14 protein-coding genes and 1 riboswitch are annotated in these 17,141 nt (G+C 42.6%); of the genes, 3 read left to right on the top strand and 11 right to left on the bottom strand.

All coding sequences use genetic code 11. From position 1 onward, the window contains the following. Window positions 1-15: 15 nt before the first annotated feature. The 7 genes from KHA95_RS01965 to KHA95_RS01995 all read right to left on the bottom strand — a co-directional run bounded on the left by KHA95_RS01965 (window position 16) and on the right by KHA95_RS01995 (window position 9,188). Window positions 16-1,134 (bottom strand): acyl-CoA dehydrogenase, encoded by a 1,119-nt coding sequence (locus KHA95_RS01965; RefSeq protein WP_213136133.1) that lies wholly within the window; start codon window positions 1,132-1,134, stop codon window positions 16-18. Window positions 1,135-1,152: 18 nt separating this feature from the next. Next, window positions 1,153-2,004 (bottom strand): 3-hydroxybutyryl-CoA dehydrogenase, encoded by an 852-nt coding sequence (locus tag KHA95_RS01970; protein WP_213135780.1) that lies wholly within the window; start codon window positions 2,002-2,004, stop codon window positions 1,153-1,155. A gap of 1 nt (window position 2,005) precedes the next feature. Next, window positions 2,006-3,196 (bottom strand): acetyl-CoA C-acetyltransferase, encoded by a 1,191-nt coding sequence (locus KHA95_RS01975; RefSeq protein ID WP_213135781.1) that lies wholly within the window; start codon window positions 3,194-3,196, stop codon window positions 2,006-2,008. A gap of 17 nt (window positions 3,197-3,213) precedes the next feature. Beyond that, window positions 3,214-5,313 (bottom strand): 4Fe-4S dicluster domain-containing protein, encoded by a 2,100-nt coding sequence (locus KHA95_RS01980; RefSeq protein ID WP_213135782.1) that lies wholly within the window; start codon window positions 5,311-5,313, stop codon window positions 3,214-3,216. Between the two features lie 632 nt (window positions 5,314-5,945). Beyond that, a complete protein-coding gene (locus tag KHA95_RS01985; RefSeq protein WP_213135783.1) occupies window positions 5,946-7,193 on the bottom strand; it encodes an ABC transporter ATP-binding protein in 1,248 nt (415 codons plus the stop codon). A 2-nt stretch (window positions 7,194-7,195) separates the two neighbouring features. Continuing rightward, window positions 7,196-8,257 carry a FecCD family ABC transporter permease gene (locus KHA95_RS01990; protein WP_481748394.1) on the bottom strand — a complete coding sequence of 354 codons (1,062 nt, stop codon included), beginning with the start codon at window positions 8,255-8,257 and terminating at the stop codon, window positions 7,196-7,198. Beyond that, window positions 8,220-9,188 carry an ABC transporter substrate-binding protein gene (locus KHA95_RS01995; protein WP_213135784.1) on the bottom strand — a complete coding sequence of 323 codons (969 nt, stop codon included), beginning with the start codon at window positions 9,186-9,188 and terminating at the stop codon, window positions 8,220-8,222. Before KHA95_RS01995 ends, KHA95_RS01990 begins: the two co-directional genes overlap by 38 nt. A 116-nt stretch (window positions 9,189-9,304) precedes the next feature. After that, window positions 9,305-9,488: riboswitch (cobalamin riboswitch) on the bottom strand. Between the two features lie 126 nt (window positions 9,489-9,614). Between KHA95_RS01995 and cls the strand changes: the two genes are divergently transcribed. Further along, a complete protein-coding gene (gene cls / locus KHA95_RS02000; RefSeq protein WP_213135785.1) occupies window positions 9,615-10,808 on the top strand; it encodes a cardiolipin synthase in 1,194 nt (397 codons plus the stop codon). Between the two features lie 261 nt (window positions 10,809-11,069). On the opposite strand, the gene argS is transcribed toward cls, so the two are convergent. Together argS and KHA95_RS02010 are read right to left on the bottom strand one after the other, a co-directional pair. Then, window positions 11,070-12,740 (bottom strand): arginine--tRNA ligase, encoded by a 1,671-nt coding sequence (argS, locus tag KHA95_RS02005; RefSeq protein ID WP_213135786.1) that lies wholly within the window; start codon window positions 12,738-12,740, stop codon window positions 11,070-11,072. Beyond that, a complete protein-coding gene (locus KHA95_RS02010; protein WP_213135787.1) occupies window positions 12,737-13,168 on the bottom strand; it encodes a YwiB family protein in 432 nt (143 codons plus the stop codon). Before KHA95_RS02010 ends, argS begins: the two co-directional genes overlap by 4 nt. 184 nt (window positions 13,169-13,352) lie before the next feature. On the opposite strand from KHA95_RS02010, the gene KHA95_RS02015 reads away from it, so the two are divergent. After that, window positions 13,353-15,368, top strand: coding sequence for a transglycosylase domain-containing protein (locus tag KHA95_RS02015; RefSeq protein ID WP_481748395.1), 2,016 nt, complete (start codon window positions 13,353-13,355; stop codon window positions 15,366-15,368). A 248-nt stretch (window positions 15,369-15,616) separates the two neighbouring features. Here the strand turns inward: KHA95_RS02015 and KHA95_RS02020 are convergent, their stop codons facing one another. Both KHA95_RS02020 and KHA95_RS02025 read right to left on the bottom strand, forming a co-directional pair. Further along, entirely contained in the window at window positions 15,617-16,126 is a 510-nt protein-coding gene (locus tag KHA95_RS02020; protein ID WP_213135788.1) for a YwhD family protein, read from the bottom strand. Between the two features lie 24 nt (window positions 16,127-16,150). After that, a complete protein-coding gene (locus KHA95_RS02025) occupies window positions 16,151-16,804 on the bottom strand; it encodes a site-2 protease family protein (RefSeq protein ID WP_213135789.1) in 654 nt (217 codons plus the stop codon). Window positions 16,805-16,932: 128 nt separating this feature from the next. Between KHA95_RS02025 and KHA95_RS02030 the strand changes: the two genes are divergently transcribed. After that, entirely contained in the window at window positions 16,933-17,118 is a 186-nt protein-coding gene (locus tag KHA95_RS02030) for a 2-hydroxymuconate tautomerase (RefSeq protein WP_213135790.1), read from the top strand. Window positions 17,119-17,141: the final 23 nt, after the last annotated feature.

A 17,141-nucleotide genomic window follows, 5' to 3' on the forward strand; every position in this document is an offset into this window, starting at 1 on the left:
CACCTTTCACCTTCATCAAAGTAGTTGTTTGCCGATGACGATTCGCTGAATTTCACTCGTCCCTTCATAAATCTCGGTGACTTTCGCGTCACGGAAATAGCGCTCAACCGGGTAATCCTTCGTATATCCATATCCACCAAATACTTGGATCGCTTCAGTTGTTACTTCGACAGCCGTTTTAGTAGCAAATAGCTTTGCCATCGACACTTCCTTCCCACAGCGTAGGCCGCGTTCACATAAATCAGCTGCCCGGTAAACGAGGAGGCGAGCAGCTTCCACCGCTGTCGCCATATCAGCGAGTTTAAATGCAATACCTTGTTGCTCGGCAATCGGTTTGCCAAATTGTTTTCGTTCTTGAGCATAATTGGCTGCTGCCTCAAAAGCCGCTTCGGCGATTCCTAATGCTTGGGCTGCAATCCCAATTCTTCCGGTGTTTAAATTCGCTAATGCAACACGAAAGCCGTCCCCTTCTCTTCCAAGCAAATTTTCAACGGGTACTTTCATATTTTCAAATGTTAACTGAACCGTTCTGGATCCGTGCAGCCCCATTTTTGCTTCGTCCTTGCCAATCACTAGGCCTTCTGTTCCTTTTTCAACGATAAAAGCAGTAATGCCTTGATCGGTTCTCGCAAACGTAATATAAAGATCGGCTTCGCCGCCATTTGTGACAAACAGCTTCGTTCCATTTAAGATATAATGATCGGCTTTGCGTACAGCTCTTGTTTGGATGCTCGCGGCGTCCGAGCCTGCATTCGGCTCTGTCAGGCTAAATGCTGCTAAATATTCTCCACTTGCAAGCTTCGGCACGTATCGTTGCTTTTGTTCTTCCGATCCAAAAGACACGATCGGATTCGTGCCAACAGATGTGTGCACAGATAAAATGACGCCAACCGTTGCACTTACTTTTGATAATTCATGAATCGCAATAATATAGGAGATAAAGTCCATACTCGCCCCACCGTATTGCTCCTCAATTGGAATGCCCATTAAACCAAGCTCACCCATTTTCTTTATGATCGCTCGTGGAAATGTCCCCCCCTCCATTTTTTCAATGAACGGTTCAATTTCTGCTTTGGCAAAGTCACGAACCATTTTCCTTATCATCAGCTGTTCTTCTGTAAATTGTAGATGCATCATTAATTCGCCTCCAATTTACTCATAAGTGTAAAATCCACGACCGACCTTTCTTCCAAGCCAACCGGCCTTCACATATTTTCTTAAAAGCGGGCATGGTCGATATTTATCATCCCCAAAGCCGGCATGCAAGGTTTCCATAATGTACAAACACGTATCAAGTCCAATGAAATCTGCTAATGTCAATGGTCCCATCGGATGATTCATCCCAAGCTTCATCACTTCATCAATCGCTTCCTTTGTCGCCACCCCCTCGTACAATGTATATACTGCTTCATTAATCATCGGCATAAGCACACGGTTGGACACGAATCCAGGAAAATCATTTACTTCAACCGGAATTTTGTTTAATTTTTTCGCCATTTGCTCGACTGCTTTATATACTTCATCAGTCGTTGCCAACCCACGAATAATCTCAACAAGCTTCATCACCGGAACAGGATTCATAAAATGCATACCAATGACTTGCTCTGGTCGCTTTGTCGCCGCCGCAATCTCGGTAATCGGCAAAGACGATGTATTCGATGCCAGGATGGCGTGGTTAGGGGCATATTGATCAAGCTCTGCGAAAATCTTTGTTTTTATTTGCATATTTTCTGTCGCTGCCTCAATGACAATATCAACCTTTTCCGCATCGTTTATCTTTGTTGAAGCGATGATATTTTCTAATGCTGACTTTTTCTCTATTTCTGTCATTCTCTCTTTTTCCACTTGACGGTTCAAATTCTTTTTAATTAGCGCAATTCCATTGTTCACGATTTCCTCATGCAAATCATGCAGGTAGACATGATACCCAGCAAGAGCACATACTTGAGCAATTCCAGACCCCATTTGTCCTGCTCCAATCACCATGACCGATTTGATGTCCATCTTAAGCCTCCTTTGGTACTTCAATTAATACCGCATCGCCTTGACCGCCCCCGGAACAGATCGAGGCAATACCAAGTCCACCACCACACCTTTTCAATTCATACATAAGCGTTAGGATGATCCGTGCCCCACTCGCACCAATCGGATGCCCTAATGCAACCGCCCCGCCATTTACATTCACCTTTTCTGAATCTAGCCCGGCAATTTTACTGCTCGTAAGCACTACTGCTGCAAAAGCCTCATTGATTTCAAAAAGATCAATCTCATCAAGCGTTTTTCCTGTTTTCTTTAATAATTGTTCAATGACCAATCCCGGAGTTTTTGGAAAATCCTTTGCCTCCACAGCAATTTCAGCGTGACCTAATATATAGGCGAGCGGTCGTCTTCCCTCTTTTATGGCGCGTTCTTCGCTCATTAATACGAGTGCGGCTGCGCCGTCATTCACTCCCGGAGCATTGCCGGCGGTGATCGTTCCATCTTGATCAAACACGGATGTTAGTTTCGTTAACTTTTCGAGCGTTGTATCGCTGCGCGGTGCTTCATCTTTGTCAATGAGGAGTGGCTCCCCCTTTCGTTGTGGGATTTCCACTTTAACGATTTCTTCTGCAAAATATCCCGCTTCGATCGCCTTCATCGCCCGTTTATGGCTTCGCAGCGCCCATTCATCTTGCTCTTCTCTCGTAATCTCGTATTCTTTTGCGGTCGCATTGCCATACGTTCCCATATGAACTCCAGTAAATGAACAAGTTAAGCCATCATACTTGAGCAAATCGATCATCTTTGCATCGCCCATTTTATAGCCCCAACGCGCATTTTTCAGTGCATATGGGGCATTGGACATCGACTCCATCCCGCCCGCAACGATCAGTTCTTCATCTCCTGCCCGGATAATTTGATCAGCTAATGTGATCGCCCGCATTCCTGACGCACACACTTTATTGATCGTTTCTGTTTTTACATCCCAAGGCAAGCCGGCTTTACGAGCTGCTTGCCGTGATGGCAATTGACCTTGCCCACCTTGCAAAACGTTTCCAAGGATCACTTCCTGAACCAATTCCGGATTAACATCCGCCCGTTGTAACGCTTCTTTTAGCGCCATCCCTCCAAGCTGGGAAGCAGTCAACGAATGTAATCCGCCACCTAATTTTCCAAAAGGTGTCCGTGCTCCCGACAAAATAACCGTTCGTGCCATCACCCATCCCTCCTCATTTAAGCCGTACTTGCTACGATCGATCTTTCTAGCAACTCAGCGATATCATATGTTTTCACCTGGTCTTCGACTTCTTTTGCTTTTGTTCCGTCTGACAGCATCGTTAAACAATATGGACAGCCCGAACTGATTACCGTCGGGTCGACCGCTAATGCCTGCTCCGTTCTAGCAACGTTCACACGCTGGCCCGTATCCTCTTCCATCCACATCATTCCGCCGCCAGCCCCACAGCACATTCCGTTTTCACGGTTGCGTTCCATTTCGACGAGCTTCACACCCGGAATTTTTTTCAATAGCTCACGCGGCGGATCGTACACGTCGTTATAACGTCCCAAATAGCATGAATCGTGGAAAGTGATCGTTTCTTCCACGGCGTATTGTGGTTGTAAACGTCCTTCTTTTACTAGTTCATAAAGCAATTCGGTATGATGATACACTTCTGCTTTTAATCCAAAATCAGGATATTCATTTTTGAAAATATTGTATGCATGTGGATCAATCGTCACAATTTTTTCTACATTATTTTTCTCGAACTCAGCAATATTTGCTGTTGCAAGCTCTTGGAATAAAAATTCATTTCCTAATCTTCTGGGGGTATCTCCTGAGTTTTTTTCCTTATTGCCGAGGATCGCAAACGAGACGCCGGCTGCGTTTAACAGTTTTACAAAAGCAAGGGCGATTTTTTGGCTGCGGTTATCAAACGCTCCCATGGAACCAACCCAGAACAAATACTCAAAATCCTCGCCTGCTTTTTTCAATTCCTTCACCGTCGGCACATATACATCCTCACGCCCATCGCGCCAATTTTCTTTCTCCTTGCGGTTTAATCCCCATGGATTGCCTTGACGCTCAATGTTTTGCATTGCACGTTGAGCATCCGGATTCATTTTTCCTTCGGTTAAAACGAGATAACGGCGCATATCGATAATATGGCTCACATGCTTATTCATTACTGGGCATTGATCTTCACAATTGCGGCATGTCGTACAAGCCCACAGTTCTTCCTCAGTAATAATGTCCCCGATCATATTTGGTGCGTAGTCAACCGCCGAAGCAGCCTCAATCGTTCCTTTACTGTTACCTGCCTTGGCAAGCTGATTTCCGATTGTCCCCGAAAAGGCATACGTCGGTACCCACGGCTGTTTATGCGTAACAGCCGCACCGTAATTCGTCAGATGATCGCGCAGTTTGACCATAATATCCATCGGGGAAAGCATTTTACCTGTTCCCGTAGCCGGACACATATTCGTACAACGCCCACATTCTACACATGCATATAAATCAACAAGCTGAAGATCGGTAAATTCATCAATTTTTCCAACTCCGAATGTTTCTTGAGATTCGTCCTCAAAATCAATCGGCTCAAGCTTTTTTCCGCCATCTAATGGCTCAAGGTAAGCATTAGCCGGGCCCGCGATTAAATGGGCATGCTTTGATTGCGGGACATAGACGAGGAAAGAAAGCAATAATAATAAATGTAGCCACCATGCGATATAGAAGACGACCGCAGCAGCAGTCGAACTCATCCAGCCAAAGATAGCGGCAATGCCAGAAGCAACTGGCTCAGACCAAGTAAACTCATTTCCATTCCATATGAGTGCCATGCCATTTCCAAGCAGCACTGTTAGCATTAAGCCCCCGATGAACAAAAGAACGAGCCCTGCATAAAAACCACGCTTCAGTCTGACAAGTTTTTCAATATAGCGGCGGTAAAATGCCCAAACGACCGCAACTAAAATCGCGAGGGTAACGAGCTCTTGGAAAAATTTAAAACCTGGATAAAGCGGACCAAGCGGGAGATGTGATCCAGGCGCAAGTCCTTTCCAAATATAATCAATTGCACCGAACTGCACGAGAATGAATCCATAAAAAAATACAACGTGAATGGCGCCACTTTTTTTATCTTTCAAAAGCTTCTTTTGCCCAAACACGTTGATCCAAATTTTATTAAGACGCGCTTTTAAGTTGTGATCGAATTCCGCCTTTTTGCCAAGTTTAATGAACGCAATGCGCGTCTTCACGACATAGATAAATAAAGAAATAGCGTAAGCGGTTACAATGATGAACGCGATCCAGTTCACCCATAACAATATATTCACTGATAGCACTCCCTTCTTTATATTCTTAATGTTGTTAATTTTATTATATAATGAATGAGCATTCAGTCAAGACAGGATTTTTGTTCTATTCGGGAATGTGAAAGCTTTTAATCGGGGAAGATCATTGACTTTGAAGAAGAAATGAGCGGATAAGGGACGGAGTTTTTTTCGAGGAAGATTAGAAGAGGGCTTATTCGACCGAGAAATGAGCTTTTCTGCTTTCGTGGGAGATTAAAACTGACCTATTCCACCGGGGGACGAGTTTTTCTGCTTTCACGGGAGATTAAAACTAGCCTATTCGACCGAGGGACGAGTTTTTCCGCTTTCATGGGAGATTAAAACTGACCTATTCGACCGAGTGACGAGTTTTTCCGCTTCCATGGGAGATTAAAACTGACCTATTCGACCGGGGGACGAGTTTTTCTGCTTTCATGGGAGATTAAAACTAGCCTATTCGACCGGGGGACGAGTTTTTCCGCTTTCATGGGAGATTAAAACTAACCTATTCGACCGGGGGACGAGTTTTTCTGCTTTCATGGGAGAATAGAGAACATAATATTATGACAGTAGCTGGTCGTATGGATAATGAAAGACTTTTGCTATGTGAATGAGCAAAAGCCTTCCCTCTAAGTCTATGATCCCTTGATCCACGCAGCGATTTTTTCAGTTACCCTTCTTGCTTGGAGATGATTCCCTGTTTGCGTTGCACCAACAATGATACTACTAGAAGATGAGCGCTCATCTCGAGCTTTTGCCGCAGCGATGTCGACAACGAGCGTAACCAATTGTTCATCGGATAGGAACGCTTCGATAAAAATCCAGATTTCATTTGCCGACGTCACAAGGAAGACGGAAAACTCTTTTTCTCTTATGTGTTTTGTTGTTACTTTCTGTGCTGGAAATGCATGAGTGGATAGAATCGTATTCGGTCGCGCCTCCTCTTTTTTCGATGTCCGGATGAAAGATTGATGCCAACCGATCCCACCACCGGAAGCAACACCCGTAGCAATCGTTCGTAATGGGAGTGGTGAGCAATACTCCAGCACACTATCGGTTTTATTTAAAAATCGTTCTCCAACGCTGGTCTCTGCTTCCCTTTGCATCAATTCAGGTAATAGAAGCATTTGCGGCTGTGGTACATGGGGATGCGGTTGATTGACAACTGTCGTATTATATATATCGCGAATTTTCTCTTCTTGCAAAATTTCTTCTGGTGCACCAAGGGCATTCACTTCTCCTTGATGTAATAATAAAAGCCGGTCACAATAAAGCCCGGCAAGATTGACATCGTGAAAAATAGAAATGACCGTCATCCCTTGCTCTCTTGTCCATTTTTTAAGTTGATCTAAAAGATCTTTTTGAAAAGAGAGATCCAAATGATTCGTTGGCTCATCCAATAGTAAAATTTCCGGTTCTTGGGCAAGTGCTTGGGCAAGAAACACACGCTGTCTTTCCCCACCTGATAATTCATGAAGCATTTTCGATTGCAGCTTTTCGACCCCTGTCATATTCATCACTGTTTGAATGACTTCTTCATCATAAGGCTGCTTAGAATGAAATAAGCCTTTTTGATGTGGATAGCGTCCAAGCGCAACCGTTTCTTTCACTGTGTAGGAAAAAAAAGCTGATGATACTTGTGGCAAGACAGCCACTTTTTTCGCGAGCTCTTTAGCTGAGTACTTATGGAGTGAGCGACCTTTTAATAAAATCTCTCCCTGCTCAGGGACAAGCAGCTTACTCATCATTTTTAATAATGTTGTCTTCCCACTTCCATTTGGTCCTAGTATTCCGAATAGCTCCCCTTGTCTCACTGAAAAATTTACGTTTTTTAAAACTGTTTGACCAGGGTAACCTCCTGATAACTGATGTATGTTCAGCATTGCTATCCTCTACTTTCCATTCGTCGTTTCACTAATATTGCTGCAAATGCCGGCGCTCCGATAAGTGCAGTTATAACGCCGATTGGCAGCTCAGCCGGCTGAATGATGGTTCGGGCCGTTAAATCAGCGAGTATAAGGAAGGCAGCGCCAACGAGCAGCGTTAATGGTAAAAGCCTGCGATGATCAGGCCCTGAGAGAATACGAACAAAATGAGGAATAACGAGTCCAACAAATCCGATCGTTCCCGAAACGGCAACAGCCGCACCTGTAAGCATTGAGCCAGCTACAAGAATAACAAGCTTACGCAATTCAACGTTTACTCCTAGATGCTGCGCACGCTCTTCTCCAAATGACATCGCATTGAGCTCCCTAGAATTGAAAAGTAATATTATACTGCCGATAATGAAGAACGGTAGAATAATCCGGATATAACTCCAGCCCCGCATCGAAACACTACCAAGTAGCCAACCGATAATTTGCCGTAATTCTTCCCCCGATAAGGCAATCATTAATGATAGAAGGGCACCAAGAAATGAGCTAAAAATAATTCCCGTTAAAATAATCGTCTCCACCTTCATCGAAGGTTCAACTGTTTTAGCAAATAGTAATACGAGGAATAAAGTAATGAAGGCAGCAATAATGCTTATAAATGGCAATGTGAAGATTCCCGTCATCGGTAAACTTAGTTGAAAAAATAACACACAAACTGCACCAATCGATGCGCCTGATGACACGCCAAGTGTGTATGGATCTGCGAGCGGATTACGAAGTAGGCCTTGGAAGGCCGCTCCCGCTAAAGCGAGAGAAGCCCCAACAAGTCCAGCTAAAATCACACGTGGTAAGCGAATTTTCATAACGATGTTTGTATTCATTGGATCAAGCGAATGATTGAGCGGTAAATGAAATACCTCGCTACCAATGATCGCCATGATTTCCTTGAAAGGTACATGTACTGTTCCAAGGGAAATCGCAAGCAACATAGCGAAAAATAAGCAACCCGTTGCTACACTGTATGAAATTACCGTTTTACTTCCCGAAAACATCCGGGTAAATGGCTTTTGCAAGCTCCTCTACTCCTTCAACAACTCTTGGACCCGAACGGCTCACAAGGTCTTCGTTCACTTCATACACTTGCTTTTCTTTCACAGCTGTTACATCTTCCCAACCTGCACGCTCTAATACTTGATCAACTGCATTTTCAACATATCCATATGTAAGCACGATGACGTCCGGGTTAAGGGCGATGATTGCTTCTTCATTCATTTGCGGCCAACCTTCCTCTTCCACCGCATTTTTCGCATGAATCAATTCAAGCATCTCGTTTATAAATGTATTTTTCCCTGTTGCATAAATTTCTGGTGCGGGAGATATTTCAACAAATACTGATTTTTGATCTTCATCTGAAATCGACTCTGCTTGTTTTTTCAATTCTGCCAATTTCCCTTTCATATCTTCGATCAATGTATCCGCTTCTTCTATTTTACCCGTTGCTTTTCCAATCATTTCAATTGATTCATACACTCCATCAAAGCTTTGGGCATCATTAACAACAAGTACAGTTACTCCGCTATCCTCTAACTGTTGCAATCCTGCTTCCCAATACGAAGCAGTTGAAGCGTGTGCGAGCACAACGTCAGGTTCTAATGAAATGATCTTTTCGATATTCAGCTCCATAAATGTTGAGACGATTTCTTTATCTGCCACTTCTTCCGGATAGTTATCTACATCTGTCACACCGACGATTGTTTCACCTTCACCTAGTGCATATACAATTTCCGTGTTGCTCGGAATTAGCGAAACAATTTTCTCTGGCTTTTGTTCAAGATTAACATCTTTTCCGACACCATCTTTAATAGTTACCGGAAATGCCGCTTCTTTTTCATTTGCTTGCTCTGTTACTGGTTCTTTTTCAGCCGGCTTTGGATCCGCAGTAGCTCCACAAGCAGTTAATAATGCGAGTAGCAAAGCTGCTAACAATAGGTGTAATTTTTTCATTCTGCCTACTCCTCCTCTTTTTTTACAAAATAAAAAACACCCTCACAGAAGGAAGATGTACATTAGAACATAAAGCGACGAATGCCGCTTCTTCACCTCCCTATCCTCGTAGGTACGCTGGTGCAGTGGCATCGGCAGGTCTCCTGGCTCATGGTCATTGCTTGCTGCACCTTCCCATGCATCGCACAGTGGTTTTTAACAGCTCACTCCCATTTACAGTGGCGGGACCGCGTTGGAATTGCACCAACTTCCCTTTTCAGCTCCTTTTTGAAAAGAAGCACCGACGTCCAAGCTATGTAGTTGAATGAACATCCATTATTATACATGTTTTTTTCTTTTCTCACATCTTTTTTGGTACTATTAAGGGAATACTTACTAAAGATTAAAGTGAAAGAATTCGATGAGAACGTATTTGGAGGATAACTAATGGGATCGTTTGCAACAGTTTGCGTCATCATTTTGATCATCGTGCTATGGGGGTATATCGACTTTCATATCGGAAAGTACATCCATCGAAAACGTTGGAAAACGCGTGAATATCCGATCCGGGACGGCAAACTCGAATTGATTACGAATGGATCAGATTTATATCAAGCTTATTTCTCTGATTTGCAAGCAGCCACATCAACGATCCACATTCTTTTTTATATCGTCAAAAATGACCGTTTTAGCCAAGCTTTTTTTGAAGCCTTGAAGAAGCAAGCTATAAAAGGTGTAAAAGTCCGGCTACTACTAGACTGGTTCGGTGGTCGCAGCGTACCAAAACAATGGATAAAAGAGGCCCGTGCCGTCGGTATCCATATCGCTTATTGCCACAAACCGCGCTTGCCATTTCTCATGTTTTCCCTCCAACAGCGAAACCATCGGAAAATTACGATCATCGATGGTCAGGTTGGCTATCTAGGCGGATACAATATTGGGAAGGAATACATTGATCTCGATCCTGAACTGTCTCCATGGCGCGATTATCACGTTCGCTTAATCGGTGAGGCCGTTGCCGATCTTGAACAGGAATTTTTAATGGATTGGGAGCGAGCAACAGGGGACGCTTTTCAAATTATACAACCATCCCCCTCCCGATTTGATATGGAGCATCGGCTTTATCCATCTGAAGGAGTCGATGTAGAAAACATGCTCATTCAACTCATTGAAAAAGCAAAAACGTCGCTTGTGATTGGCACCCCTTACTTTATTCCACCAAGAAGATTATTTTCAGCAATCGAAGCGGCAATGGATAGAGGAGTAAACGTCACTGTACTCGTTCCAAATAAATCCGATCACCCGCTTGTAAAAGAAGCTTCTTTTCGCTATTTACGACGAATCCTCGCTAAAGATGGGATCGTTTATCAATTTGAGAATGGATTTTTTCACGCGAAAGTGATTGTCATTGATGGGAAAATCTGTGACATTGGCACAGCTAATTTTGATTACAGAAGCATCCTCTTAAACCATGAAATCAATTGTTTTATTTATGAACGAGCATTCATTGCCGAAGTCGAGGCGGCGCTCGCTGAAGACATTCGTCATTCGACCCGCCTCAAACTGGAAAACTTATATTCACTTCCACTCGGCGCTCGCTGGAAAGAAGGAATTAGCTATATTATAAAGGGATTATTGTAATATGAAACCGTTCGAATTTCTTATTGAAGCAAATACTATCGTTTTGGCCTGGAATTATTGAAGTGATTTTATGAGATCTGACGTTTGCTTGTTATTGGATAGCGGCTCATCTACTAGAATTTAGGGGGTCCCTACTTTCTACATCCATTAGAACTGGAGCTTACCTACCGAACTTCGAGAAATTCCCCTACAAATTAGAAGTACTTCTTCATATTAGTATCCATTCAAAAAGGCCGCTATTGAACATAGCGGCCTTTTTTATTACATTTTTTCTGGTGCAGACACGCCGACTAGGGCGAGTGCGTTTTTCAGTGTAATTTGTACAGCTTTTACGAGAGCGAGTCGAGCTTTCGTTTCTTCCGGATTGTCTTCGTTCAATACTTTCTCCGCATTGTAGAAGCTATGGAAGGTAGAAGCAAGCTCAAAAATATAATTCGTAATCCGATGCGGGATTCGCTTTTCAGCCGCATCCGCAACTACTTGAGGAAATTCCCCGAGCTTTTTCAATAGTTCTACTGTCTTTTCGCTACTTAGAGAAGTAAGATCTGCATTTTGATCAACAGTGAAGCCTTTCTCTTCAGCAGAGCGCATGATGCTGCAAATTCGTGCATGTGCATATTGCGAATAATAGACCGGGTTTTCATTTGATTCGGAAACAGCGAGATCCAAATCAAAATCCATATGCGTGTCACCGCTTCTCATTGCGAAGAAGTAGCGAACAGCATCAAGGCCCACTTCTTCAATTAATTCACGCATTGTAACAGCTTTACCTGTTCTTTTGCTCATCTTCATTCTTTCTCCGTCTTTATAAAGATTGACGAGTTGAATGATCTCAACTTCCAAGCTATCTTTTTCATGGCCGAGCGCCTCAACCGCTGCTTTCATTCTTGGAATGTATCCGTGATGATCCGCTCCCCAAATATTAATAAGCTTCTCAAAACCCCGTTCATATTTATCTTGATGGTAGGCAATGTCAGGAGTTAAATATGTGTACGTTCCATCATTTTTAATAAGAACGCGATCTTTATCATCGCCAAACGTCGTTGAGCGGAACCATGTTGCTCCATCCTCTTCGTAAATATGACCTTGATTTCGAAGCACATTTAATGCATTATCAATTTTTCCATTTTCGTATAAAGAGGTTTCTGAATACCAAACATCAAATAACACGCGGAATTGTTCCAGATCCGCTTTCAATTTTTCCATTTCATAGTCAAGTCCGTAGCGGCGGAAAAATTCAAAGCGTTCCTTTTCATCCATATGGACATATTGTTCGCCGAATTCTTTCGCGAGCTTTTTACCAATTTCCACGATATCTTTTCCATGATAGCCATCTTCTGGCATTTCTTTTTCTAATCCAAGCGCTTGAAAATAGCGGGCTTCCACAGATAACGCTAAATTATGAATCTGATTTCCAGCATCATTAATATAATATTCACGGGATACACTATAGCCCGCTTTGTCGAGTACATTGCATAATGAATCGCCAACCGCTGCGCCACGTGCATGACCAAGATGAAGGTCGCCAGTCGGATTAGCTGAAACAAATTCAACTTGTACTTTTAGCTGATTTCCTGCATTGGAACGGCCATATTCATCTCCTGCTTCTAAAATAGCAGGAACGAGCTCCGTTAAATAACGATTATTTAAATAGAAGTTAATAAATCCTGGTCCAGCAATATCGATTTTTTCGATCGATGCTTTGGAGCGATCAAGATTCGCTTGAATTTGTTCCGCAATCATTCGTGGCGCCTTTTTCGCAATTCGAGCAAGTTGCATTGCCATATTCGTCGAATAGTCGCCATGAGATTTATCTTTTGGCGTTTCTAAAATTACTTCTGGCATTTCTTCCTTCGTTGCTAAGCCAGCCTGTACGACCGCATCTTGAATGGCCGTTTTTAAATCGCTCTGCATTTTTTCAACTACATTCATTGTGACTCCTCCGTATATGAAAATTCTAATCGATAAGCCCCTACATGCTGATCGTCAGCAAGTAAGTCATATTCTACAAAAAATTGACGTTGATCAGGATCAAATGTTAAACGATGGGTGTGAACAGTTATAGCCAGTGAACCAAACCCACCATCATAACTACCTGGTTGTTGTTCATTCAATCGGAACGGCAAGCGCATTCGAATCGCCCCGCCTCTTAATATAAGCGCTTCGTGATCACCCATTCTCACCGTCGTCCTTACATTTCCACCTTCTTGGATTTCTGTGTATGATAAATACATTTGACCTTGCTTTCGAATGAAAAACCCTTCTACCCACAATTCAAATGTCTCTTTTTCTTGGTCTGGATGACGGATCGTCGTAATAAGCTTAATTTTCGCTGGGCTTTTATTTTCTACTGCGTTCATAAACTTCGCCCTCTTTCAATCGTTACAATAATCTCCTCATTATAAACCGACATGTCCTATCTTTCAATATAGCATAATTGTGCTTTGACCACGAAATAAGACGAACAGAAAATAATTTCGGAAATTTTTGAATAAAACTTGTTTATTGACCTCATACTGTTGAAAAAAAGATTTGGAGTATGGGGTGAAAACGTTGGAGCCAAAAAAGGTGACACGGAGATCGCGGAGAAAATGGAGAACGATCCGATTATATAGCTATGCTGCACTTATTTTGAGCGTTGTGGCCGCATGCTTGCTTTTTTCTGTTTATTTGTATATTAAAATTCTAGGTCCGCCGGCGCTCGCCATTCCGCAGTCGACATTATATTATGCTAATGATGGTGCCATTATCGGCGAAAGCAATAGTGGACAAAAACGTTATTGGGTTCATTTAGATGAAATTTCCCCAAACGTAAAAGATGCGGTCGTTGCGATCGAAGACCGAACGTTTTACAGCCATTTTGGTTTCGATATAAAAAGAATCGGTGGAGCGATCTTAGCAAATGCCAAGCAAATGGACAAAGTGCAAGGGGCGAGTACGATCACCCAACAATATGCACGAAATTTATTTTTAACGATGGATAAAACGTGGAAGCGTAAATTGTCCGAAGCATTTTATGCGCTTCGTTTAGAAGTGAATTATGATAAAGATGAAATATTAGAGGGCTATTTGAATACGATTAATTTTGGACACGGCGCTTACGGAATCGAAGCAGCAAGCCAGTTTTATTTTGGCAAAAGTGCCAAAGATCTTTCTTTAGCAGAAGGCGCAATGCTATCGGGGATTCCGAAAGGTCCGAGTAGCTTTTCACCTCTTCATTCCTATGAAAAGGCGAAAAATAGACAATTGCTTATTTTAGATGCAATGGTCGATACGGGTGCTATTTCACAACGCCAAGCGGACATTGCTGGGAAGGAAGAACTTAACTTTACAGGTGAACATCCGCATCACCGAGCAGAATCAGCTCCGTATTTTTTTGATGCGGTGCAAAAGGAGCTTGTGACAACGGTTGGTCTTGATGAACGAATGGTCTCTCTCGGAGGGTTAAAGGTGTTTACTACCCTCGATGAACGGCAGCAAAAAATAGCGGAGGAAATCGTTAAGGAAACCATTTCTGACCAATCAGAATTACAAATTGGTTTTACAGCGATGGATCCAAAAACTGGGTTTATTACCGCTATGGTCGGTGGACGTGATTATGATGAAAGCCCATTTAACCGAGCCACCCAGGCTGTTCGCCAGCCAGGCTCTACTGTCAAGCCTTTGCTTTATTACGCGGCGCTTGAACACGGCTTTACTCCTTCTACCCTGTTAGCGAGCGAGCCGACAACATTTAAGCTTGATGGGAATGCAGAGTATACACCGCATAATTTTAATAATGAGTATGCAAATAGAGAAATAACGATGGCGCAAGCGTTAGCGGTTTCCGATAATATTTATGCAGTGAAAACTCATTTGTTTTTAGGGCAGGATGTGCTCGTTGATACGATGAAACGATTTGGAATTTCAACTAATATCAATCAAGTTCCATCGCTCGCACTAGGCACTTCGGGTATAAAGGTAACTGAGCTCGTCAATGCTTATAGCATTCTTGCCAATGGCGGAAGAAAAGTAGAACCGACACTGATTCAGCGAGTGGAAGATCAGGACGGAAAGATCATTTATGAAGCAAATTCAAACGATGAACAAATCTTAAATCCTCAACATGCTTTTGTAATGAGTCAAATGATGACGGGGATGTTTGATACGAAATTAAATGGCTATGCGACGGTGACAGGCGCATCCATTTCTTCACAAATGAGGCGTTTGTATGCAGGGAAATCCGGTTCAACCCAGTCAGATAGCTGGATGGCGGGATTTACTCCTGGACTAGCAGCTGCCGTTTGGACAGGCTATGACCAAGGAGAAGACTTAACTTTGACCGAGGATAAAGTCGTTGCCAAAAATGTGTGGATTCGTTTTATGGAACAAGCGATTGAAGGACAAATGGAACAGCTTCACGAGTTCAAACCTCCATCCGGTGTTGAGGTGTTACCGATTGATCCGGAAACAGGGAAAATTGCAACCGAATTTTGCCCAGTCTTTCGCCTTACTTATTTTAAAAAAGGGACCGAGCCAACTGAAGTTTGTACGGATCATCTTCCAATTGCACCAAACTAGGTCAAATACGCAATTATCTATGAAAAAGGCGCAATTAACACTAAAATTGACGCAATTAATCCAAAAGACACGCAATTACAATCGAAAGTGGCGCAATTCCTGATTTTCTTCATATAAAAAAACCCGAGGTGTGCGGCCTCGGGTTTTTTATGTCCTAGTTGCTTATGTGCAATCTACTTTCAGTTTACTTTTTTTTCAGTTATTCAGCAAGCTAGCTTTGTTTGTTTTATTAAACTGTCATAGATTGTTCACATTAAGCTTTGCTTTAATTCCTCGCTGGATCGTTCCCATATCTGTTCATCATGTCCGCGCAAAAATTCTCCAAGTAACTTACGTGATTTTTCGTCCATTTGCTCGACGATAATCTTCCCTTTCATTGCCCGATCAAGATGGTTTACGTGCTCCGGCATTGATTTATATCCACGGCGGATCGAACGATTGATAAGTAATTCACACGCTGTGACTCCAGCATAATAAGGTCCTTCCGGCTTACGATCGATGGCAACCCATATGACCCAATAAAGCTTCGTTCCTTCTTCTGGTAACTCCGAGCGATCCTTTAAATATTTAACTCCCCGCTCTGTTTTGCTGCGCGCATGCATTGCTTGCGGCTCAATCCATACTTCATTCTTTTCTGGATCAATTAATAAAGGCGTTATATTCTCAAGATTAAGAGACCCGATTCCAAAGCCTTTATGGCCATCCGTCGGAGCGTTTTTAATAATATTAAATTCTATTTTCCGATTGCCTTGACTCATTAATAAGCTCCCCCTCTACTCATTTCATAAAAAGACCGAAAATAATTGATTGATACTTTGAATAAAAAACGGAACGGCATTATGAATGATTGGATAAATCGTATATCCTCCCAATGGAGTGATGACGAGAATTAAAAAAACGAGTGCACCATATTGTTCATATTGAGTCATCTTTGCCCTAACAGATGGTGATACAAGATCCTCGACAATTCGATAGCCATCCAATGGTGGTAACGGCAGTAGATTAAAAACGAATAAAAGAACATTTAAGTACACGAATAAATTGAAAAACTGCATAACCATCGAAGGCATTGACGCTGCCATACCCGTTGTAATTAGAACAAAAATAATCGCAGTCCCAATGATCGCCAGAAGCAAATTACTTATCGGACCCATGAGAGAAACGAGAATGCCCCCAATTCGTTTGTTCTTTAAGAGAAAACGATTGACGGGAACAGGGCGTGCCCAGCCAAATCCTACGATAAAAATAAGCAATGTCCCGATTGGGTCAAGATGTTGCATCGGATTTAGCGTTAATCTACCTTGATCTTTCGCAGTTGGATCCCCTAATTTATATGCAGTATACGCATGAGCAAATTCATGAACGGTAAAAGCAATTAATAATGCCGCTGCAACGAGCGGAATTTGTTCTAAGCGAAATGCGAGGAAACGCTCCATACATCCAACTCCCTTTTTTCTAACATAATCTCTATTATACAAAAAAAGCATTGAATTCTCCATCTTGCCTCAACAACCGAAAAAGCATACACTTTTGATGATACATATTTTCTAGGAGGGGTTCCAATATGCCATACGTAACAGTAAAAATGATTGAAGGTCGTAGTGAAGAACAAAAGAAAGCGCTTGTGGAGAAAGTAACAGCTGCTGTCAGTGAAACAACTGGTGCAACCGAAGATAAAATTGTTGTCTTCATCGAAGAAATGAGTAAAAACCATTATGCCGTTGGCGGCAAACGTCTTAGCGATCAATAAGAAAACAACGAAGGAGTCCAGCA

The organism is Bacillus sp. FJAT-50079, assembly GCF_018343515.1.
Classification (GTDB): domain Bacteria; phylum Bacillota; class Bacilli; order Bacillales; family Bacillaceae_C; genus Lederbergia.